Below are 22,348 nucleotides of genomic sequence, written 5' to 3'. Positions count from 1 at the left end.
TGATACAAATGGAGTTATGGTACACAGAAAAGCATACTGAAAATGTTAGCCTTTCCATAAAAGTTGACAAGCAGATTTACAGCGGCAAAAGTGAGTTTCAGCGCATTGATATTTTTGAGTCCAAGGAATTTGGCCGCATCATGGTTTTGGACGGGTATCTGATGCTGACTGAAAAGGATGAGTTCATCTATCATGAGATGATTACCCATGTGGCCATGTGCGTTCACCCTAATCCTAAGCGGGTGCTGGTTATCGGCGGCGGTGACGGGGGCACAGTCCGTGAGCTTACCAAGTATGATTTCATCGAAAAGATTGATCTGGTGGAAATCGATGAGGAAGTAGTGGATGTGAGCAAGAAGTATCTTCACTCTACTGCCCTGAAGCTGGATGATCCACGGGTTACCTGTTATTTCGAGGATGGGCTGAAGTTCATCCGTCGGGTGACTGATGAATACGATATTATAATTGTGGATTCCACGGACCCATTCGGGCCGGGAGAGGGCCTCTTTACCAGGGAGTTCTATGGCAATTGCTACAAGGCCCTGCACGAGGACGGCATAATGGTCAACCAGCATGAAAGCCCATTTTACGAGGGTGATGCTGAGGCCATGCAGCGGGCCCACAAGCGTATCTGTATGTCCTTTCCAATAAGCAAGGTATATCAGGTGCATATCCCTACCTATCCATCGGGGCACTGGCTCTTTGGCTTTGCCTCAAAGAAGTACCACCCTGTAAAGGGCGTAAACTGGGATAGATGGAAAAAGCTGGGGCTGAAGCTGAAATATTACAATACTGCCCTGCATGCCGGGGCTTTTGCTCTGCCAAACTATGTAGAGGAGTTGCTAAGAGATGTTGAGTCCTAATATAGAGACTTTTTTAGGCTGTGAGGCTTCCTTCGATGAGGCCAGGATTGTGCTGTACGGTGCACCCTTTGACAGCACCACATCCTTTAGGCCGGGGACCCGCTTTGCCAGCAAGATAATGCGGGGAGAGTCCTACGGTCTGGAAACCTACAGTCCATATCAGGATCTGGATATGGAGGATGCCAAGGTCTTTGACAGCGGCGATCTGGAGCTGTGCTTCGGGGATGCGGAAATGGCATTGAAGGATATTGAAATGCGGGCGGAGGAGATTCTGGAAGCCAACAAGCTGCCCTTTATGATTGGCGGTGAGCATCTGGTATCTCTGGGAGCTATTCGGGCCGTGGCCAGAAAGTACCCGGATCTGCATATTCTCCATTTTGATGCCCATACGGACCTTCGGGACGAGTATCTGGGCACCCATCTGACCCATGCGGGAGTTATCCGCCGAGCCTGGGATATTGTGGGGGATGACCGTATCTGGCAGCTGGGAATCCGCAGCGGTATGCGGGAGGAGTTCCAGTGGGCCAAGGAGCATACCCATCTTCATAAATTTGATTTAACGGCCATGCCACAGGCCTTGGCGGCTCTGACGGACAAGCCAGTGTATTTCACCATTGATTTGGATGTTATGGACCCATCGGTATTCCCTGGCACTGGCACACCGGAATATGGCGGGGTTTCCTTCAAGGAGCTGATGGAAGCGGCCATAGCAGGCTGCGGCCTGAATGTGGTTGGCTGTGATATTGTGGAGCTTTCTCCTGGTCTGGACCAGAGCGGGGCGTCCACTGCGGCAGCCTTAAAAATCCTGCGGGAAATGCTGTTAAAGCTGGAGGAGCCTTTTATAAAAGGCCCAGAACAAATATAGTTTAGTATAGATTTTAGGGATAGATTTACTGTAGCATTTGGGGAAGAACGTTAAGAAAATGTTTTTTACATTCTTTCTCATCGAGAAAATATCCATTGTTTGAGCGACGTGAGTTTGGATTTTTCTTGATGTGTAATTGAGAGTAAAAAATATTTTTAGTTCTGAGTCCCTCGCTACAGGAAATTATCCCTGATATTAGTATAATTTGTGTTTAATATACAGGAGGAATTTACATTGGGTAAGGTTTTAGTTATTGGCTGCGGCGGTGTAGCCAGCGTAGCAATTCATAAATGTGTACAGAATCATGAGGTATTTGAGGAAATCTGCATTGCCAGCCGCACCAAGAGCAAGTGCGACAAGCTGAAGGAAGTTCTGGAAAAGCAGTATGGCAATGTCTGCAAGATTACCACTGCCCAGGTGGATGCCAACAGCGTGGAGCAGCTGGTTAAGCTCATGAAGGAGGTTAAGCCGGATGTAGTTCTGAATCTGGCACTGCCTTATCAGGATCTGACCATTATGGATGCCTGCCTTGAGTGCAAGGTCAGCTATGTGGATACTGCCAACTACGAGCCGGAGGACACTGCCAAGTTTGAGTACAAGTGGCAGTGGGAGTACCGTGAGCGCTTTGAGAAGGCCGGTATTACCGCTCTCCTGGGCTCCGGCTTTGACCCGGGCGTAACTGGTGTATTCAGTGCTTACGCTTTAAAGCATGAATTTGATGAAATTAACTATATTGATATTCTGGACTGCAATGCCGGTGACCACGGCTATCCATTTGCCACCAACTTCAATCCTGAAATCAACATCCGTGAGGTATCTGCCAAGGGCAGCTATTGGGAGGATGGCAAGTGGGTTGAAACCGAGCCAATGGAAATCAAGCGTGTATATGACTTCCCGGAGGTTGGTCCAAAGGATATGTACCTCCTGCACCATGAGGAGCTGGAGTCCCTTGGCCTTAACATTCCTGGCATCAAGCGTATCCGCTTCTTCATGACCTTTGGCGAGAGCTATCTCCGTCATTTGAAGTGTCTGGAAAATGTGGGCATGACCTCCATTGAGCCAATTGAGTTCGAGGGCAAGCAGATTGTTCCACTGCAGTTCCTGAAGGCAGTTCTGCCAGATCCTGCCAGCCTTGGTCCTCGCACTGTGGGCAAGACCAACATCGGCTGCATTTTCCAGGGCAAGAAGGACGGCAAGGACAAGACCTACTATCTCTACAATGTCTGCGACCATCAGGAATGCTACAAGGAGGTTGGCTCCCAGGCCATTTCCTACACCACTGGCGTACCAGCCATGATTGGTGCCATGCTGGTTATGAACGGCACTTGGAAGAAGCCGGGCGTATACAACATTGAGGAGTTTGATCCGGATCCATTTATGGATGCACTTAATAAATGGGGTCTTCCTTGGCAGGAAAGCCATAACCCTGCCCTGGTGGACTAATGAGCTTTGTCTATCAGCCTAAATGGCTGACTGAGGTTCCTTCCCCCAGTTATGTGGTGGAGGAGGACAGGCTTAGACACAATTTAGAGATTCTTAAAGGGGTACAGGACCGGACGGGGTGCAGTATACTGCTGGCCCAGAAGGCCTTTTCCATGTACCATTTTTATCCGTTGATAGGTGAATACCTTAAGGGGACCACTGCCAGCGGTATCTATGAGGCCAAGCTGGGCCATGAGGAGTTTAAGGGGGAAAACCATGTGTTTTCCCCTGCTTATCAGGACAAGGATTTTCCGGAGATTCTGGAAATCTGCGACCATATAGTGTTCAACTCCATTAATCAGCTGAAAAAGTTTGCCCCTATGGCAAAAAAAGCCGGCCGTTCCTACGGATTAAGAATTAATCCTGAATATTCCACCCAGCCGGAGGAGCATGCAATTTATGACCCATGCTCCGGGGATTCCCGTCTGGGAACCAAGCTCAGTGAGCTGGAGCAGGCCCTGAAGGTGGCACCGCAGAATGAATTCCTCTATGGTATCAGCGGCCTTCATTTTCACACCCTGTGCGAGCAGGGGGCGGAGCCATTGGCGGAAACCCTGGAGGCCGTGGAGAAGAAGTTTGGCCAGTATTTTAAGCATTTAAAATGGCTGAACTTTGGGGGCGGCCATCATATTACCAAAGAAGGCTACAATATCGGCCTTTTGGAAGAATGCATAAACAGAATACAGAAAAAATACAGCTTAAAGGTGTATATTGAACCAGGAGAGGCAATAGCCCTTGATGCAGGCTTTCTTGTGGCAACGGTGCTGGACATTATTGAGGCCACTCCGGAAAATGGACGGAAGGCGAATATTGCCATTCTTGACACTTCCGCGGCCTGTCACATGCCGGATGTTTTGGAGATGCCTTATCGGCCACCTCTTATGGGCACCGGTGAGGCTGGAGAGAAAGCTTATACATACACCCTGGCAGGACCTACCTGTCTTGCGGGAGATACTATTGGGACCTATTCCTTTGACAATGCCTTAAAGCCTGGGGACAGACTTCTCTTTGGCGACATGGCAATTTACAGCATGGTAAAGAACAATACCTTCAACGGAATGCCGCTGCCTCACATCTGTGCAGTAAATAACCGTGGTGAGGTGGAGATTGTAAGGGGATTTGACTATGGAGATTTCAAAATGCGTATCTAAAGTGATTTCCTATGGCAGTAAAATCGTAATAGCCGTTTCCTTGGTTTTATCTGTAGCTGTGGGACAGGCCAATGCCGCATCGGAGGCTGTCCGTAATGCCGGACTTCAGTATGCCTGTGCCTTGTTGGATATGATGTCCTATAAGAGCCAGCTCAATGAGGTAATCAGGGATGTGATTTCTGATTATGGCTATGATATTGTCAATTACAACAATCAGGATAAAAAAGCTGATACCAACTTTATTTTACTGAGATCAAAGGAACCCGAGGAGCTGTCGGGGAAGTACCTTAACATCGTTGCTGTTCCGGGGACGGAAAAGATGAAGGATGTGGAGGTGGATCTCAGATTTCAAAAGGTCCTGTTTGGTGGTTCTGTTCCTTCCGAGTTTGAGCAGTATGCCGCCACTGAGAAGACCACCTCAGCTCAGCCGTTGGTCCACAAGGGCTTCAATGACTATACCCAGACGGCTTTTTTCACCCCGAAGAAGGATGGTTCCCTTGGGGTGGACCCGCTGATGGATATTATTTATAATGACCAGGAGGATCTCGTACTGACCGGTCATAGTCTGGGCGGTGCTGTAGCGGTGCTGCTGGGTACCCGTATGGAATGTATGGGGATTCCACCGGGCAGCATTCGTATAGTAACCTTTGGAGCTCCGGCTGTGGGCAACAAAACCTTTGCCAATGAATATGGCAATGTGGTAAAGCATACCAGATATACCATGAGCGGCGATCCCGTCCATGGCCTGCTGCAGTTTATTAAGGCCGGCTATGAACAGACAGGAGAGGAGATAAAATGCAAACGCAATCCAAATTCCTTGAAGTTCAGCCACAATATGTCGGAGTATCTGGATTCTTCCATCCGTAATTTTTTGGATGTCCTGGAGACAGAGCATGAGGATTTGCATAACCATGTTGCTGCAGACGAGGCAACCACGATATTTTCCCTGCCTGGAAAGCCGGTAAAGGGAAGGGCCTATCTGGCTCCGGCAGTAGTTCATCTTCCGGATGATATCGACAATGATGCAGTTTATATGAAACAGCTTACGGAAATGATAGAGGGCTATGATTTTGATGAGTCGGTAGATGGAGATGAGACAGATGAGAGAGCTCAGAATGCTGCAGCAATCAGGACCTCCTGTGACCGTATATGCCGGGTTACTATTGATGCAAAGCAATTGACACGGAAGGTATATCAGATCACTGTTCAGGAGGACATATCGGATCCCTACGGCAATATAATCAGTACCCAGACCTGTGGCACCACCACAGACAACTTATCACCTATAGAAGCTGTTTTATATAGCTTGGGCCGTTGTACCATGAATAGAGAAAATTTTGAGTGAGAGGCTTATAATGGATAAAAAAACATCAATAACCCAATCAATTGAAATGACCATGTCTGCTCTTGTTATGTACTGGAAACGGTTTTTTGAACAGAGCATGAAGGCATATTCCATTAGGACAGTAACCATGGGAGCAGTTCTGTATTCCTCATATTTGCATGAGGGTATGGTACAGGATGAAATTGGCAAACGGTTGAATATGGACAAGGCCTATGTTACCCGGGAGCTTAATTCTTTGGCCCGTCTGGGCTATATTGTCCGTGAAAAGGACCAGCAGGATCACCGCAAGAACCATATAGTGGTCACTGCGGAGGGCAGGAAGGCTGCCAAGGCCATTGATAAATGCCGTCACCAGTGGATTGAGGCTGAATTTGCCGGGATTTCCGAAGAGGACAGAAAGGTATTTTTGGGAATTTTGAGCAATATGGTAGGCAACCTTAAGGAAAAGCTTTTTCCGGAGATAGCGGGGTAATCATCAAAGATTAATTTGCAATATTGTTCGGTAAGTGGTAGAATGTTCTACATTAGGCAAGGAAAGAGAGAGTAGCCGGGAGATATGCTTACAGGAAGTCCTGATAACTGAGAACAGGGCAGCTAAGGCCAGGTGAAGTTCACTCCGGAGTCTCCCTGGTGAAGAGATGTAGTCAGGGCGCATTGCAGCGTTACGGCGTAAATGAGTAATAAATTAGGGTGGTACCGCGAATCAGACCTTCGCCCCTTTTTGTGGGTGAGGGTCTTTTATATTACAAAAAATCAGTTATCAGGAGGCAACTATGGAAAGCAAGATTGAACAGCTGCGTCAGGAAGCAGCCAAGGCTATCAAAGATGTAGCCGGTACTCTTAATGATTTAAATGATATTCGTGTAAAGTATCTTGGCAAAAAGGGTGAGCTCACCTCTATACTCAGAGGCATGGGCCAGCTCAGTGCGGAGGACCGTCCCCGCATTGGCCAGATAGTTAATGATGCCCGTCAGCAGCTGGAGCAGCTTATTGCGGAGAAAAATCAGGAGCTGAAGGCCAAGGAAATGGCAAAGCGTCTGGCCAGCGAGAAGATTGATGTTACCCTGCCGGGCCGTCCTACCAACCATGGTCACATTCATCCTCTTACCGTAACCCTTATGCAGATCAAGAATATTTTCATGCGTATGGGCTTCAGCGTGGAGGAGGGTCCTGAAATCGAGAAGGACTACTATAACTTTGAGGCACTGAATCTGCCAAAGGATCATCCTGCCCGTGATATGCAGGATTCCTTCTACATCACTGAGGACATTCTCATGCGTTCCCAGACTTCTCCTGTTCAGGCACGTACCATGGAGGCCCATGAGCCAAACAGCCCAATCCGCATGATTGCACCGGGCCGTGTATATCGCCGCGATGATTATGATGCTACCCATTCCCCAATGTTTACCCAGATTGAGGGCATGGTTATTGACAAGAACATCAGCTTTTCCGATTTGAAGGGAACCCTGGAGGATTTCCTGCGTCAGATTTTCAACAAGGATGTAAAGGTACGTCTTCGTCCAAGCTTCTTCCCATTCACTGAGCCAAGCACCGAGGTGGATATTTCCTGCGTAATGTGCAAGGGCCAGGGCTGCCGTGTGTGCAAGGGAACCGGCTGGCTGGAAATCCTGGGTGCCGGTATGATTCATCCAAATGTACTCAAAATGAGCGGCTATGACCCTTCCAAGGTAAGCGGCTTTGCTTTCGGTATGGGTGTTGAGCGTATCACCATGCTGAAGTATGGTATTGATGATCTTCGTCTGTTCTATGACAACGATATTCGTCTGCTGGAACAGTTTTAATTAGGGAGGGGATAGAAAATGCAGGTATCGATTAAATGGCTTCACGATTATATAGATTTCACTGAGACTTCCGATGAGCTGGCTGACAAGCTGACCATGGCGGGTATTCCCGTGGAGAACGTGGTTCACGCCGGTGAGGGCCTGGATAAGGTAGTTACCGGCCGGGTTGAGACCATTGAGCGTCATCCGGACTCTGACCACATGTTCATCACCCAGATGAATGTGGGCCAGCCTGAGCTGGTTCAGATAGTAACTGGTGCCCAGAACGTAAAGCAGGGGGATATTGTTCCTGTTGCCATGATTGGCGCCAAGCTGCCTAACGGCCTGAAGATTTCCAAGGGCAAGCTCCGTGGTGTTCCTTCCAATGGTATGCTGTGCTCTGCTGATGAGCTGAAGATGGACTTGACTGCCCTTACTGACGAGCAGAAGGATGGCATTTACATTCTGCCGGCCGATACTGAGGTGGGTATTCCAGCCAAGGATGCTCTCGGTCTTGACGATGATATTTTGGAGTTTGAGCTCACTGCCAACCGTGGTGACTGCTTCAGTGTTTTTGGCCTTGTACGTGAGATTGCGGTGCTTACCGGCAACACTCCAAAGTGGCCTGAGATTAAGGTTAATGAGGATGATGAGGCCTCCACAGCTGATATGATTAAGATTGGCATTGAGGCTAACGACCTTTGCTCCCGTTTCTCTGCCAGAGTACTGAAGAACGTAAAGGTAATGGAGTCCCCTGAGTGGATGCAGATCCGTCTGGAAAATGCGGGAATCCGTGCCATCAACAATATTGTGGATGTTACCAACTTTGTTATGGTGGAGTTGGGACAGCCAATGCATGCTTATGATTATGACCAGATTGCCGGCCATAGCCTTACTGCCCGCAAGGCGGCAGCGGGGGAAAACCTCCATACTCTTGATGATTCCTCCCGTCTTGCCAAGGGTGAGGAGCTGGTTATTGCCGACAGCGAAAAGCCGGCTGGCCTGGCTGGTATAATGGGTGGCCTGGAGTCTGAGGTTACTGAAAATACCACTACAGTTGTACTGGAGGCAGCTGCCTTCAATGGTGCCAGCATCCGTCGTACTGCCCGTTCCTGCGGCCTTCGTTCCGAGGCCTCCGGCCGCTTTGAGCGCGGTGTGGATGAGACCCAGACCATGCGGGCTCTGGACAGAGCAGCCCAGCTCCTTCAGGATATGGGCGCCTGCACCGTTACCAAGGGTATCGTAGATGTATATCCGGTGGCAAAGGAGCCTGTTTCTGTTGACTTTGCTCCGGAGCAGATTAACAAGCGCCTGGGTACTGATATTCCGGCAGAAAAGATGGTGGAAATCCTGGAAAGCCTTGACTTCAAGTGCGAGGCCGACGGCAAGGGGGGCTACCATGTGTCAGTTCCTTCCTGGAGAAATGACGTAACCTTTATGGAGGACCTTTCCGAGGAGGTTGCCCGCATCTATGGCTTTGACAACATTCAGTCAACTACCCCTAAGGGAACCATGGTTCAGGGTGTTCAGAGCCCATTGCAGGACTTCATCGACCACATTAAGATTACTCTGACCCACATTGGCCTGAGTGAGGAGCTGTCCTTCAGCTTCAGCAATTATGATGTACTGGACAAGATGCTGATTCCGGAGGACAGTCCGCTTCGCAAGGCTATTCCTCTCATGAATCCTTTTGTTGAGGAGGCACAGCTGGTTCGTACCAGCCTGTTGGCCAGCGTCATTGAAAATGCTGTCCGCAACCTTTCCCGCAAGAACGAGGATATCCGCCTTTATGATGTAGCACCTGTATTTTATCCAAAATCACTGCCTCTCACCGAGCTTCCTGATGAGGTGGTAAAGGTAGCCGGCTTTATGTGCGGACGCCGTAATCCAATGGGCTGGAATACCGGTGACGACATGATTGACTTCTACGATGCCAAGGGCGTTGTGGAGGAGCTGCTGGCAAGACGGAACATAAACAGATATCAGGTGGAGGCAGGGGAGTATACTGCAATGCACCCTGGCAAGACTGCTCTCTTCAAGAAGGGCAAGGACATTATCGCTGCTGTAGGTGAGCTGCATCCACAGGTGGCTGAAAACTTTGGTATTACCAAGAAGGCATACATTTTTGAAATGGATGTGCCTACCCTTATGAAGTACAGCTCCGCAAAGTTCAACTTTGATGCGCTGCCTAAGTATCCTGCTGTTTTCCGTGATCTGGCAATTCTGGTGGACAAGGATGTAAATGCCTCCGACATCGAAAAGACCATTATCGGAAATGGCGGCAAGTACTTCAAGAGAGCTGTTCTCTTTGACCTCTATACCGGCAAGCAGATTGAGGCTGGCAAGAAGAGTGTGGCCTTCACCATGCTGTTCCAGTCCAATGACAAGACCCTCACCGATGAAGAGGTGGATGAGTCCTTCAACAAGATTATTGCTGCAGTGGAGAAGAAGTTTGACGCTGAGCTCCGTGGCTGATAATTTAATAAATGCAAATAAAAATAACCATCCTTCGGGATGGTTATTTTTTTGACCACAAAATCATTTTCTTTTTTAATAAATGTGATACACTTTCCATGGAATCCGGTCCAGGGGCACGGTTTTCAGAAACTCCACAATGTCCTTGCGGCCATAGTAGTGGGGGACACCGTTTTTATCCTGGGACATGAGGATAATTGGCATGTTCGGAAAAAAAGGTGCAATGGCATGCCGAAATCTGGTGGAACGGACTGTATATTGGGTAACGGACTGTTTGACCGATATAAGGGCAAATTTTACGCCCTGCTCAATGATAACGGCTCCGTGTAAAACCATGGGAACCTCCTTTTTACTGATACATAACTAACACAGATAATGTATCAGAAAGAAAAAATAAAATCAACGAAAATTTGTTTGGTAAATTATTGACAGAACATTGATTCTATGATAATATCTAACCAAACAGAGGTTTTAAGAACTTATTTTCTTTGAACGTATGTTGCATTATTTCAAATTCAGTCGTAAAGGAGCATTATTATGAAGAACTTTGTTATTGCTATTCTGGTTGGTCTTGCAGTTTTGTCCCCATTCAATTTAACCAATTCCTATCTCAGAGCGTCTGAATTTGATACCGTGGTGGTACAGCATGGTGAAAGTGTTGAGAATATTGCCAGCCGCTACACCTCTGACAGTGAGCAGCTGGAGGAGCTGACTGTAGCTATCCGGGAGATCAATGACATTAAAAATGCCCGGGATATGCGGGCAGGCCGCAAGCTGCAGATTCCGATCATTGCCAGGGACGGGCAGAAAATTCAGGTGGCCAGCCGCTAATTATTTTCTTGACAGTGAATTATATGAATACTATAATTAGACAGTAATTTAGATATTGTACAGGCCATGAAGAAGCCATGACGCAGAAGTTCGTTATTCAGAGAGGGACGGTTGCTGGAAAGTCCTATAATTGAGTCTGTTGTTACCCCTTCGGAGCCGCAGCATGAACCTATACTAAATGCTGCCGGAATGATTCCGTTAACATCGTCAAAGTTGGTCACATTTATATGTAAGTGTGGCAAGCAGGGTGGAACCGCGAAGTGTATACCTCGTCCCTATTGGGATTGAGGTATTTTTTTATTTTAGGAGGAATTGATTATGATTAAATTAACTATGCCAGATGGGTCAGTTCGTGAAGCAGAGGCTGGTATCTCCGGTCTGGAGCTGGTTAAGTCCATCAGCAACAGTCTGGCCAAGAAGGTACTGGCTATCAGCATTGATGGTGAGACCAAGGATATTACTACTGTTCTTGATAAGGATGCCAGCATCAAATTCCTCACCTTTGAGGATGAGGAAGGCCGTTGGGCACTGCGTCACACCGGCTCCCATATTTTGGCCCAGGCCATTAAGCGCCTCTATAAGTCTGAAAATGTACAGCTGGCTATTGGTCCGGCTATTGATAATGGCTTCTACTATGATATTGATATGGAGAAGCGCCTTACTGAAGAGGATCTGAAGGACATCGAAAAAGAGATGAACAAGATCGTCAAGGAGAACCTGAAGCTGGAGCGTAAGGAAGTTAGCCGCCAGGAGGCTTTGGACATGTTCAAGGCTGCCGGGGAAAGCTACAAGGTAGAGCTTATTAATGACCTGCCTGAGGATGCTACTATTTCCCTGTATTCCCAGGGTGAGTTCACCGACCTTTGCGCCGGTCCTCACGTTATTTCCACCGGCAAGGTAAAGGCCATCAAGCTCCAGAGTGTTGCTGGTGCTTACTGGCGTGGCAATGTTGAGAACAAGATGCTCCAGCGTGTATATGGTACTGCCTTCGAGAAGAAGGACGAGCTGGATGCTTACCTCCACATGCTGGAGGAGGCTGCCAAGCGTGACCACCGCAAGCTGGGCAAGGAGCTGGATCTCTTCAGCATTCATGAGGAGGGCCCTGGCTTCCCATTCTTCCATCCAAACGGCATGGTTATCCGCAATGAGCTGATTAACTACTGGCGTGAGGTTCATCGCCGCTATGGCTATCAGGAAATCAAGACTCCAATGATTCTGAACCGTCAGCTGTGGGAGCGTTCCGGTCACTGGGCTCATTACAAGGAGAATATGTACTTCACCGAAATTGATGGTGAGGATTATGCTGTAAAGCCAATGAACTGCCCGGGCGGCATGATTGTCTACAAGACTCAGCAGCACAGCTATCGTGACCTGCCACTCCGTGCCGGCGAGCTTGGTCTGGTTCATCGTCATGAGCTTTCCGGTGCACTTCACGGTCTGTTCCGTGTACGTAACTTCACTCAGGATGATGCCCATATCTTCATGACTCCTGAGCAGATTGAGGGCGAAATCCAGAAGGTTATCGACCTCTTTGATGAAGTATACAGCACCTTCGGTCTTGAGTATCATGCAGAGCTGTCCACCCGTCCTGAGGATTCCATGGGCTCCGATGAGATGTGGGAGCTGGCTACCAACGGCCTGAAGAACGCCCTTGACCATCGTGGACTGGAGTATATTGTCAACGAGGGTGACGGTGCATTCTATGGCCCTAAGATTGACTTCCATCTGAAGGATTCCATCGGCCGTACCTGGCAGTGTGGTACTATCCAGCTGGATATGCAGCTGCCGGAGAAGTTTGACTTGACCTATGTTGGTGAGGATGGCCAGAAGCATCGTCCGGTTATGATTCACCGTGTAGTATATGGTTCCATTGAGCGCTTCATCGGTATCCTCATTGAGAACTATGCCGGTGCATTCCCAACCTGGCTGGCACCAGTGCAGGCCAAGATTCTGCCTATTACCGACAAGCACATGGATTATGCCTTCGAGCTGAAAAAGAAGATGTTTGAAATGGGTTACCGCGTAGAGGTAGATGACCGCAATGAAAAGGTTGGCTACAAGATGCGTGAGGGTCAGGTTAAGAAGATTCCTTACCTCCTGGTTGTAGGTGATCAGGAAGTGGCTGACGGCACTGTAAATGTTCGCTGCCATGGCCAGAAGGAAACCCGTACCATGAAGGTGGATGAGTTCATCGCTCTGCTGCAGGAGAAGATTGAAACCAAGTCTGCTGAGTATTAATAAAAAATATAATAAAAATCTGTTGACATGGTGGTCGCTGAGTGGTAATATATTCAAGGTAAACAAAGCAGAGGCCACCGCTTCTCACCTTGCTGATTAGGTCAGCGGGTCTGATACAGATTGTATTTGTTGAGGGTGGTGTATGCCGCCCTCATTTTGTTTTATATGTTTTAAAAATGGAGCGGGAGGTGTTTTTTATTAGTAAGGAAACTGAGAGAATCAACGAAGAAATCCGAGTTCGTGGCGGAGAAATCCGTGTGACTGACGCTGAAGGCCAGTCATTGGGTTTGATGCAGGTTAAGGATGCATTGAATATGGCTATGGAACAGCATCTTGACCTGGTGGAGATTGCACCAAAGGCAAAACCACCTGTATGCCGTATCATGGATTACGGTAAATATAGATATGAAAAGCAGAAGCGTGAGAAAGAAGCACGCAAGAAGCAGAAGGTTATTTCCATCAAGGAAGTAAAGCTTCGTCCAAACATTGAGAAGCATGATTTTGACGTCAAGTTGAAGAATGCAACGCGTTTCCTGGCAGATGGCGACAAGGTTAAGGTAACTATTATGTTCCGCGGCCGTGAAATGTCCCATCCGGAGCTTGGTAAGGAAATCCTTGGCAAGTTTGCAGAGGCGCTGAAGGATTCAGTAACCGTAGAACGGGATGCTAAGCTTGAAGGTAGAAATATGATTATGATTTTAGCCCCTAAGGCTCAAACTAAAGGAGGAAAACAGTAATGCAGAAGATGAAAACCCGTAGAGCAGCTGCAAAGCGCTTTACTGTAACTGGTACTGGCGAAATTAGAAGAAACAAGGCTTATAAGAGACATATCCTGGAGAAGAAGTCCCCAAAGCGTAAGCGTAACATGCGTAAGGCAGCTCTCCTGGTAGCTGGTGATTACAAGCGCGAGATCAAGTGTCTCCCATACGCTTAATTGGTAAAAATATTAGATAAACATTTAGGAGGAAAAGAACATGCCAAGAGTTAAAAGCGGCGTGACTGCACATAGACGTCATAATAAGATTTTAAAGTTAGCAAAGGGCTACAAGGGCTCTAAGAGCAAGCAGTTTAAGAAGGCAAATGAGACCGTTATGAAGGCTCTCTACTACGCTCGTCGTGACCGTCGTGCGAAGAAGGGTGTTTTCCGTCGTCTCTGGATCGCTCGTATCAATGCTGCTGCACGCGCTAACGGTATTTCCTACAGCCGTCTTATCGCTGGCCTCACCAAGGCTGGTGTAGAGGTTAACCGCAAGATGCTGGCTGACCTGGCTATCAGCGATGCTAACGCATTTGCTCAGATGGTTGCAGTTGCAAAGGAAAACCTGTAATATCAAATAACAAGAGTTGCCTTAGGGCAGCTCTTTTTATTTTGTGGTATAATGGAAATGTTGAGAGAAAGGAGCTGAGGCCATGTTAGACCTTGAACGGATTGAAAGTTCCAGCAATGCAAAGATCAAGCTGGCAGCCAAGCTGCATACCAATAAATACCGTAAAGCGGAGAATCTCTTTGTGGCGGAGGGAGTACGCCTTGTGGAAATGGCGGCCCAGTCAGACTGGCCTATGGAATTTGGCCTGATTTCTGATTCTGCCCTGGAAAATCTGAGAGCAGTGGCTGTGGTGGAGCAGCTGCAGGAAAAGGGCTGTCCTGTCTACCTTGTAAGTGATCAGCTGTATAACAAGGCGGCGGATACGGTAACCCCTCAGGGCCTGATGCTGGTAATGGGATTCCGCATCTTTACATGGCAGGAAATTCTGAAATTAAATAATGAGGACGCCGCGGCTCCATTAATCGCTGTACTGGATGGGGTTCAGGATCCGGGCAATGCGGGGAATATTATCCGTACTGCCGATGCTCTGGGGTGCTCCGGGGTGGTGTGCATGGAAGGAACCACGGATATTTTTGCCGATAAGGTGGTCCGTTCCTCCATGGGCTCGATTTTTAATATTCCGGTGATGACCGGCATTCATCCGGAGGAACTGCTGGATGTGTGCCACGATAACGAGGTGGCCCTTATTGCCACAGCATTGGACGAAACTGCGGTGCGGCATTATCTGGCAGATTACGTCAGCCCATGTGCCATTATTTTCGGTAACGAGGGCAATGGTGTTTCCACCAGAATGCTGGAGGATTCCGACCAGAAGGTATTTATTCCAATGACCGGCAAGGCCGAATCACTGAATGTGTCTGCTGCGGCGGCAATTTTGCTGTATGAGGCCTTCAGAAAGCGTTCCATCCTTTAAGACGAAGTGGGCAGTTTACCCAAGAGAAAGATATTAGGAGACTGCGTATGATTTATTTAGATAACGGTGCCACCACCTTTCCAAAGCCGGAGGCAGTTTATCAGGCGGTGGACCATTTTGCCAGGACCTCCGGTGCCAATGCCGGCCGGGGAGCCTATAAGACGGCCAGAGAGGCCACTGCCATGATGGGCAGGGTGAAAAATATGCTCCTTAGCCTTATAGATGCCCGTGAACAGGCTGAGGTGGCCTTTACCCCATCAGTGACCATCGCCCTTAATATGGTTATTAACGGAGTGGGGTTAAGCAGGGGTGATGTGGTATATGTATCACCATATGAGCATAATGCAGTGCTGCGCCCTCTGCATCTGTTGCAGAAGCGGGTGGGGATTAAGGTAAGGGAGCTTCCTTTGGCGGATGATTTATCCATTGATTTGGGGGCAGTCGAAGGCTCCTTTAAGGAAAATCCACCAAAGCTGGTCTGCATTACGGCCATAAGCAACGTTACGGGCTATGTTCTCCCAGCCAGGGAGATATTTTTATTGGCCAAGGAGCATGGTGCCTTTACCCTGTTGGATGGGGCCCAGGCTGTGGGATTGCTGAAAATCCGTTTTGCCCGGACCATGGCGGATGTGATTACCTTTGCTGGACATAAAACCCTGTATAGTCCCTTTGGAATTGCGGGAATGTACATTAAAAACGGGGTGGATTTGCAGGAATTTATCGTGGGGGGCAATGGCATCAAGTCGGAAAATCCCGAGATGCCCCAATATATGCCGGCCAAGCTGGAAAGTGCCAGCATGGACAGCGTGGCCATAGCAGGGCTGGAGGCCTCATTGGAGTGGCTTAAAACCGTGGAGCCGTGGCAGCAGGAGGCAGCGCTTACAGAATATCTGCTGGAAAAGCTCCCGCTGATTCCGGATATCACCATTTACAAAGCACCAAAGGGTGCCAGCCAGGCTGGAGTGATTTCCTTTAATATAAAGGGCTTCAGGGCCAACGAGGTGGCTGCCATACTGGATTATAAATATGATATTGCTGTTCGGGCCGGTCACCATTGTGCCGGTCTTATTCATAAACATTTAAACAACAAGGAGTATGATGGTACCGTAAGAATCAGTATTGGTATGTTTAATACCCGAAAGGATATTGATGCTTTAATATCATCACTGAAGACGGTTGACCGCAGGGTTCTTAAAAATATAGACAATGAAATACTGCGGGGCAACTGTTAGTGTAATAAGATGGCTGCAAGACGGGGAGGAAGTAAGTATGAATTATCCCAAGCTATTTTCCGAAGGACGAATTGGTCCACTGGTGTTAAAGAATCGCGGTATCATGATGCCCATGGCTACCGACCTGGCCGACAAGGACGGGCTGGTAACCAAACGGCAGATAAAGTATTATCAGGAGCGGGCCAAGGGTGGTCTGGCCATGATAATCAACGAATACACGGGAGTGGATGATGTGGACAGCATCCCTTCCATTCACAATTTACGCATTGCCAGAGATTATCACACGGCCGCCATGGAGGGGCTGGTAGATGCAGTTCATATGTATGACTGCAAGATAGTAGCCCAGCTTCATCACGGGGGAGCAACTTCAAATCCAAGCTTTACGGGAAGACAAAATCTGGCGCCCAGTGCGGTGCCAATAGCTGATGGCCGCCCGGTACCTAGGGAGATGACTCTGGAGGATATAAAGCGGGTGCAGGATAAATTTCTGGCAGCGGTGGGACGCTGTAAGAAGGCAGGCTATGATGCAGTGGAGCTTCACGGGGCCCACGGCTATCTTATTGCCCAGTTTTTCAGTAAATACTACAATCGGCGGCAGGATCAATATGGGGGCAGTGCAGAGAACAGAGCCCGCTTTCTGACGGAGATTATTGCAGGCATACGGGAAAGATATGGAAATTACCCGGTTATTGTCCGCATGTGTGGTGATGAAATGACCCCGGTGGAGGGCTTTTTGACCCTGGAGGAAGGGCTTGAAATTGCCAAGGAGCTGGAAAAGGCTGGTATTGATGCCATAAATATCAGCAACGGCAGTGCCCGTAATGGCGATGCTAATTGTGAGCCGTTTTCCTATAAGTCCGGGTGGAAAAAGCATGTGGCCAGGGCCTATAAAGAGGCTCTGAATATTCCGGTTATTGCCACCAATACCATTAAGGACCCGGCCTTTGCCGAGACCCTGTTGGCAGAAGGCGTGTGTGACTTTGTTGGTTTGGGGCGGTCCCAGCTGGCAGATCCGGATTTTATGTTGAAAGCAGCTACGGGCAAGTCTGAGGAAATAAGACAGTGTATCGGCTGTCTGTACTGTCGGGAGCGGGTGCTGCGGGATGCCATGCCTATCCGCTGTACGGTTAATGCCCGGGCGGCAAGGGAAATCGAATTTGAACAGCTGGCCCGGGATGGCAAGGGGCAGACCGTAGCCGTAATTGGTGGTGGCCCGGCTGGTATGGAGGCTGCCCGTATTTTGGCCCTGCGGGACTTTGAGGTGCATTTATTTGAGCAGTCTGACAGGCTGGGAGGTACCCTGAATATTGCCGATAAGCCAGCCTTTAAGGATAAGCTGACCAGGCTGACCAGGACCATGACCGCTCAACTGGACTCCTTGGGGGTTACTATAAGATTGGGCCAGCCTGCCAATATAGAGGCAATCAAAGCCATAAAGCCACGGGCCATTATTGTGGCCTGCGGAGCGGAGCCGGTGGTTCCCAAGCTGCCGGGGGTGGACGGAGAAAATGTCTATTTGGCTGAAGAGGTGGTGGCTGGGACCGTACAGCCTAAAGGAAAGGTTGCTGTAGTGGGAACCGGCTTAACAGGCCTTGAGACAGCAGAAATGCTGTGCAGTGCCGGCCATGAGGTAGCCTTGGTGGAGATGGCTCCGGAAATTGGCCCTGGCATATTCCCGGCTATCCGTAATGACGAGCTGGGGCGGCTGCTTGTCCACAAGCCGGCGGTATATGCGGGGCATAAGTTGTTGTTCATAGATGGGAACAATATAACCGTGGAAAATATGTCCAGTGGGGAAAAAATACAAATTGAAGCAGACAGCGTGGTGCTGGCCCTGGGAGTTCGCCCACGGAAAAAGATTTTTGATGAGCTTAAGGAGGCCTTTCCGGAGGCAGAAATCAGGGCTGTGGGGGATGCCCGTCGGGGCGGCCGTATCGGAGATGCCATTAGGGACGGCTTTGAGGCCGGCTATACCATACGGGGATAAGTAAATATTGACAAGTAAAAGGACTGAATCCATTGCAGTGATTCAGTCCTTTTAGTGTGGAGTATTATATTACGGTAATCAGGAGAGGCAAATTATTCATCAAAATCCCGGTTGTGACTAAAATGACCAGGATTGGCCACCGGAGCAATGGTGCTTACCCAGCGGTTGGTATAGTTGAAGAATCCGGCCACATAGGCGGCTTCCAAAATCTGATGGTCATCAAGACCGACTTCCCGCAGCTTGTCCACCTGTTCCTGGCCGATTTCCTGCGGATGAACAGTTACATACCAGGCGTACTCACACAGGGCATAGTCCACCTTGGACAGTTCAGATTTTGCAGCCCGATAGTTGTGGCTGATGGTATCCACCAGCCGGGCATTTTTCCACATTCCCCGCAGATTATCTCCATGGGTAGTAAGGCAATAATGACAGCAGTTGTAGGAAGAAACCACAACGCCAATCATTTCCTTTTGGGCATCGGTGAGATAGCAGGTGTCATTGTACAGTGACTGCTTGAGGTTCAGAAAACCGATGTATTCCTTGGCATTAAGGGGCAAAATCTTAAACAGATTATTAATGAAGCCCCAGTTTTTCATCATGGCTTTGACATTTTTGTCAAAGAGCTTGTATTCCTCATCGGTCATTTCTGCCCGGTCAGGCTTTTGCAGCCGGGAAAGCTGCTCATCAAATTTCAGTGCCATATCAAGTCTCCTTTTCAAAACGAGATAAAAGTTTATTCAACAGGTGCAATGGCAAAGGCACGGGCTGGGAAGCCTGGTGCATTCTTTAATCGTGGGAATGCGGTTACGATAATGGCCCCGGTTGGTGGCAGCTGGTCCAGATTGCGCATAACCTCAATCTGGAAGCGGTCCACGGATAAGATGTACTGTTCACCTGGATATGGGTAAGCACCCTCCTTGGTGGTTACGAAACCAGGGTCAGTATCAGCCGGTTCATGGCCAATGGCACCAATGTTGCGCTCTTCCACCAGCCATTTAATGGCCGCCACATCCCAGCCAGGATAGTGAGGCACACCATTTTCATCCGGATTGTCCAGATTGGACTTCTTGTACCAGTCGGAGCGGAAGGCAACAAAGGAACCCTCTGGAATCCTGCCATATTCCTTTTCCCAGGCCTTGATATCATCAATGGTAAGAATAAAATCAGGATTAGCGGCACATTCAGCAGATTTATCAATAACCACCAGTGGGAATACCAGCTCATCAACCTCTATTTCACTGAGGGAACGGGCTTTGTCGTGGAAGTGTACAGGAGCGTCTACATGGGTGCCGTACTGACCGGCCACGCTGTACTGATAAACCCGCATTGGGGCCAGCTTGTCTTCTGCTGTACCATCCAGATAATCAAACAACAGGTCCTGCTGGAGCGGCTTAAAGCCATACCAGTGGGGTGTTTCCGGGCTAAGCTCATGAGTCAGGTCTACCCACTTATACTTAGGACCCTTTAAATCTGCAACCAGTTTCCATAATTCATTGTTAGCCATAATTATTCCTCCTAAAAAATGCGCATAGGGGGTGAAAGCCTCTTGCATCATTAAAATAAACGTTGATTATCAGTTATTGTTATTTGATGGCTACTGTCCAGCCATATTTGTCTTCTTCCCTGCCCCACTGAATGCCGGTGAGGTAATCGTAGAGCTTCTGGGTCAGCTCACCAATGGTGAAATCGTTGATGGTAACCTCATCACCCTTGTAGTTTAGGGCACCTACCGGGGAGATTACCGCCGCAGTACCGCAGGCAAAGGCTTCCTTCAGGGAGCCATCGTGGCCGGCAGCCATCAGGGTATCAATGTCCATGCGTTCCTCACGGACAGTTACACCCCAGTCACGGAGAATGTGGAGAATGGAATCTCTGGTAATACCAGGAAGAACAGTGCCCTCTGTTGGGGCGGTCCAGAATTCGCCATTAATGGAATAAACAAAGTTCATGCCACCGGCTTCCTCCACATATTTGCGTTCAGCACCATCCAGCCACAGCACTTGGGAATAGCCCAATCTTTCTGCCTTTTCCTGGCCAATCATGGCTCCGGCATAGTTGCCACCGCACTTGGCAAAGCCAGTGCCACCCTTTACGGCCCGGACATATTCATCCTCAACCAAAATCTTTACAGGATTGATACCCTCGGCAAAATAAGCTCCTACAGGGCTGAGAATGATGGCGAAGGTGAAGCGGGTGCAGTTATGCAGGGCAATCTGACCCTCGCTGGTAAACATAAATGGTCTGATATAAAGGGAAGTGCCAGGCTCGGATGGTACCCAGTCCTCATCCACGCGGACAATGGCCTTACAAGCCTCCACAAAAAGCTCCACCGGAACCTCCGGCATACAAAGGCGTTTATTGGAGTTGATTAAACGCTTGGCGTTCATATCCGGACGGAAGAGATGAACGGAACCATCTGGATAACGGTAAGCCTTTAATCCCTCAAAGGTTTCCTGTGCATAGTGGAGTGCCACGGCATCCGGCTCCATGGGAATAGGTCCGTATGGAACTATGCGGAAATCATGCCAGCCCTGCTCCGGATTGTAGTCCATCAGGAACATGTGGTCAGTGAGATATTTGCCAAAGCCCAGGGCCTTTTGGTCCGGTTTTGTTTTTGGCTTGGTGGTACGCTGAATTTTGATATCCATAAACAACACTCCCTTATAAAACATATATATATACTATGCAAAGCATAGTACTTGTATGATTAAATGTCAAGTAGAATTATAATAAAAAATTGTAAAAATATCAAAAAATATTTATGAAAAGTAGAGTTAATTGTAATTATTTTAGGAAAAAATAATTATCATAGATACATTTGTATTAAAAATATACTACAAACAGAGGCGGGGAAGACATAATTTGTTATTAATTAACTTATGTGGTATAATTAAAGTTAGAGTGAAACAAAAAATCCCTATAAATAGACTGTTCCCGTACGTATCCAAAGTCTATCTATAGGGCTTTTTTATTGTAAAAATATAGTAAATTGAGTCGGTATATTATTCTGTCTGGCAGATGTATAGGGCCAAAATGCCTTTGGCTATTGACACAGTAAAGGTGCCGGCATCTGTAGCAGCGGTATGGTCCGTATTATGGGCTGGAATATTGCTGACAGCATAAGGCCTGCTTTGGGTCAGCTCGGCATCCTTAAGTTCCCAGTACAGTCCCCGGGTGGTAACACCCTGCATGGTGTCAGTAATAGGCAGCAGGGAAATGGCCTTTGGGTTGTGGTCCAAGGTTATGGAGATAGTCTCTCCGTCGTGGAGGAATAATACAGTCTCCTGTTCGTCGGCAATACAGCCCTTGATTCCCGAATATCCAAAGGAATATACTGTGCTGTAGGTATGATCAAAGCGTTTTCCCAGGGCACCCGTTAGTATGGTGTAATGGTCATCTTCTTTTGCCTTGGCAAGAGCCGCCTGGGTATCCGTAAAGTCTTTTTGGGGATTAAAACGCTCAATTATTGCTCCGTGGTCTTCTGCCCAAGTCAGGCTATCAGAAGCACAGCTGTCAAAATCTCCCAGCAAATATTTCGGCACCAGACCCAGCTCATGGCAAATATCCATCCCGTGGTCAATGCACCACAGCTCCTTGTCAGTGGCTACTGTCTTTAGCCACTGTCTGTCGGGTTGCCTGCCACCCCCAACAAGTACCAGCTGGTTATCTGGAATCTTACCAGTATATTCTATTGTCATTCCTGGCAATTTTATTTTAGAAATCATAATACCTCACAAATGTATTGCTTTGTATTGCATCGCTATCATAATCCTACTACAGCCATAATAATATGGCAATTGTAATCATTGATTATTCACAGGCCAAAGAAGATGTATTGCCATTTGTTCGTAATCCGG

At 48.3% G+C, this 22,348-nt stretch carries 21 protein-coding genes and 2 other annotated features; of the genes, 16 read left to right on the top strand and 5 right to left on the bottom strand.

Annotated elements, in window-relative coordinates; translation table 11 throughout:
* The first annotated feature begins 8 nt into the window (after window positions 1–8).
* The 8 genes from speE to pheT all read left to right on the top strand — a co-directional run bounded on the left by speE (window position 9) and on the right by pheT (window position 9,962).
* Entirely contained in the window at window positions 9–863 is an 855-nt protein-coding gene (speE, locus tag D081_RS06690; RefSeq protein WP_085023408.1) for a polyamine aminopropyltransferase, read from the top strand.
* A complete protein-coding gene (gene speB / locus D081_RS06685) occupies window positions 850–1,728 on the top strand; it encodes an agmatinase (protein ID WP_085023407.1) in 879 nt (292 codons plus the stop codon). The genes speE and speB overlap by 14 nt, the downstream gene beginning before the upstream one ends.
* 234 nt (window positions 1,729–1,962) lie before the next feature.
* Complete coding sequence (locus D081_RS06680) at window positions 1,963–3,171, top strand: saccharopine dehydrogenase family protein (RefSeq protein WP_085023406.1); 1,209 nt, start codon at window positions 1,963–1,965, stop codon at window positions 3,169–3,171.
* Window positions 3,171–4,361 carry a carboxynorspermidine decarboxylase gene (nspC, locus tag D081_RS06675; protein ID WP_085023405.1) on the top strand — a complete coding sequence of 397 codons (1,191 nt, stop codon included), beginning with the start codon at window positions 3,171–3,173 and terminating at the stop codon, window positions 4,359–4,361. The genes D081_RS06680 and nspC overlap by 1 nt, the downstream gene beginning before the upstream one ends.
* The gene (locus D081_RS06670; RefSeq protein WP_085023404.1) at window positions 4,336–5,706 is read left to right on the top strand and encodes a lipase family protein; all 1,371 of its coding nucleotides are present in this window, start codon (window positions 4,336–4,338) and stop codon (window positions 5,704–5,706) included. Before nspC ends, D081_RS06670 begins: the two co-directional genes overlap by 26 nt.
* 10 nt (window positions 5,707–5,716) lie before the next feature.
* Window positions 5,717–6,178, top strand: coding sequence for a MarR family winged helix-turn-helix transcriptional regulator (locus D081_RS06665; protein ID WP_085023403.1), 462 nt, complete (start codon window positions 5,717–5,719; stop codon window positions 6,176–6,178).
* A 50-nt stretch (window positions 6,179–6,228) separates the two neighbouring features.
* Window positions 6,229–6,428: a binding site (T-box leader), on the top strand.
* Between the two features lie 51 nt (window positions 6,429–6,479).
* Window positions 6,480–7,508, top strand: coding sequence for a phenylalanine--tRNA ligase subunit alpha (gene pheS / locus D081_RS06660; protein ID WP_085023402.1), 1,029 nt, complete (start codon window positions 6,480–6,482; stop codon window positions 7,506–7,508).
* Window positions 7,509–7,526: 18 nt separating this feature from the next.
* Window positions 7,527–9,962, top strand: coding sequence for a phenylalanine--tRNA ligase subunit beta (gene pheT, locus D081_RS06655; protein ID WP_085023401.1), 2,436 nt, complete (start codon window positions 7,527–7,529; stop codon window positions 9,960–9,962).
* Between the two features lie 75 nt (window positions 9,963–10,037).
* Here the strand turns inward: pheT and D081_RS06650 are convergent, their stop codons facing one another.
* Complete coding sequence (locus tag D081_RS06650; RefSeq protein ID WP_085023400.1) at window positions 10,038–10,298, bottom strand: hypothetical protein; 261 nt, start codon at window positions 10,296–10,298, stop codon at window positions 10,038–10,040.
* Between the two features lie 201 nt (window positions 10,299–10,499).
* Here D081_RS06650 and D081_RS06645 point away from each other — a divergent pair, with 201 nt between their 5' ends.
* The 8 genes from D081_RS06645 to D081_RS06610 all read left to right on the top strand — a co-directional run bounded on the left by D081_RS06645 (window position 10,500) and on the right by D081_RS06610 (window position 18,491).
* Window positions 10,500–10,793: a LysM peptidoglycan-binding domain-containing protein gene (locus D081_RS06645; RefSeq protein ID WP_085023399.1), complete on the top strand. Its 294-nt coding sequence runs from the start codon at window positions 10,500–10,502 to the stop codon at window positions 10,791–10,793.
* A 318-nt stretch (window positions 10,794–11,111) separates the two neighbouring features.
* Window positions 11,112–13,031 carry a threonine--tRNA ligase gene (thrS, locus tag D081_RS06640; RefSeq protein WP_085023398.1) on the top strand — a complete coding sequence of 640 codons (1,920 nt, stop codon included), beginning with the start codon at window positions 11,112–11,114 and terminating at the stop codon, window positions 13,029–13,031.
* 59 nt (window positions 13,032–13,090) lie between these two features.
* Window positions 13,091–13,194: a sequence feature (ribosomal protein L20 leader region), on the top strand.
* A gap of 13 nt (window positions 13,195–13,207) precedes the next feature.
* Complete coding sequence (gene infC / locus D081_RS06635; RefSeq protein WP_085023483.1) at window positions 13,208–13,768, top strand: translation initiation factor IF-3; 561 nt, start codon at window positions 13,208–13,210, stop codon at window positions 13,766–13,768.
* A complete protein-coding gene (rpmI, locus tag D081_RS06630; protein WP_027396134.1) occupies window positions 13,768–13,965 on the top strand; it encodes a 50S ribosomal protein L35 in 198 nt (65 codons plus the stop codon). The genes infC and rpmI overlap by 1 nt, the downstream gene beginning before the upstream one ends.
* A 40-nt stretch (window positions 13,966–14,005) precedes the next feature.
* Window positions 14,006–14,359 (top strand): 50S ribosomal protein L20, encoded by a 354-nt coding sequence (gene rplT / locus D081_RS06625; protein ID WP_027396133.1) that lies wholly within the window; start codon window positions 14,006–14,008, stop codon window positions 14,357–14,359.
* Window positions 14,360–14,441: 82 nt separating this feature from the next.
* Window positions 14,442–15,272: an RNA methyltransferase gene (locus D081_RS06620; protein ID WP_085023397.1), complete on the top strand. Its 831-nt coding sequence runs from the start codon at window positions 14,442–14,444 to the stop codon at window positions 15,270–15,272.
* Between the two features lie 47 nt (window positions 15,273–15,319).
* Window positions 15,320–16,504 (top strand): aminotransferase class V-fold PLP-dependent enzyme, encoded by a 1,185-nt coding sequence (locus tag D081_RS06615; protein WP_085023396.1) that lies wholly within the window; start codon window positions 15,320–15,322, stop codon window positions 16,502–16,504.
* A 37-nt stretch (window positions 16,505–16,541) separates the two neighbouring features.
* Complete coding sequence (locus tag D081_RS06610; RefSeq protein ID WP_158087585.1) at window positions 16,542–18,491, top strand: FAD-dependent oxidoreductase; 1,950 nt, start codon at window positions 16,542–16,544, stop codon at window positions 18,489–18,491.
* Between the two features lie 92 nt (window positions 18,492–18,583).
* On the opposite strand, the gene D081_RS06605 is transcribed toward D081_RS06610, so the two are convergent.
* The 4 genes from D081_RS06605 to D081_RS06590 all read right to left on the bottom strand — a co-directional run bounded on the left by D081_RS06605 (window position 18,584) and on the right by D081_RS06590 (window position 22,216).
* On the bottom strand, window positions 18,584–19,192 hold the full coding sequence (locus D081_RS06605; RefSeq protein ID WP_085023394.1) for a peroxidase-related enzyme: 609 nt from the start codon (window positions 19,190–19,192) through the stop codon (window positions 18,584–18,586).
* Window positions 19,193–19,224: 32 nt separating this feature from the next.
* On the bottom strand, window positions 19,225–19,995 hold the full coding sequence (locus D081_RS06600) for a cyclase family protein (protein WP_085023393.1): 771 nt from the start codon (window positions 19,993–19,995) through the stop codon (window positions 19,225–19,227).
* 79 nt (window positions 19,996–20,074) lie between these two features.
* Window positions 20,075–21,139, bottom strand: coding sequence for a branched-chain amino acid aminotransferase (locus tag D081_RS06595; protein WP_085023392.1), 1,065 nt, complete (start codon window positions 21,137–21,139; stop codon window positions 20,075–20,077).
* Between the two features lie 354 nt (window positions 21,140–21,493).
* A complete protein-coding gene (locus D081_RS06590; RefSeq protein WP_085023391.1) occupies window positions 21,494–22,216 on the bottom strand; it encodes a thiamine diphosphokinase in 723 nt (240 codons plus the stop codon).
* Window positions 22,217–22,348 lie beyond the last annotated feature (132 nt).

This window comes from Anaerovibrio sp. JC8, from assembly GCF_002100115.1.
In the GTDB taxonomy this organism is placed as follows: domain Bacteria; phylum Bacillota; class Negativicutes; order Selenomonadales; family Selenomonadaceae; genus Anaerovibrio.
Note: the sequence above shows the minus strand (reverse complement) of the source record. Positions and strands in the feature narration are given on the sequence as shown.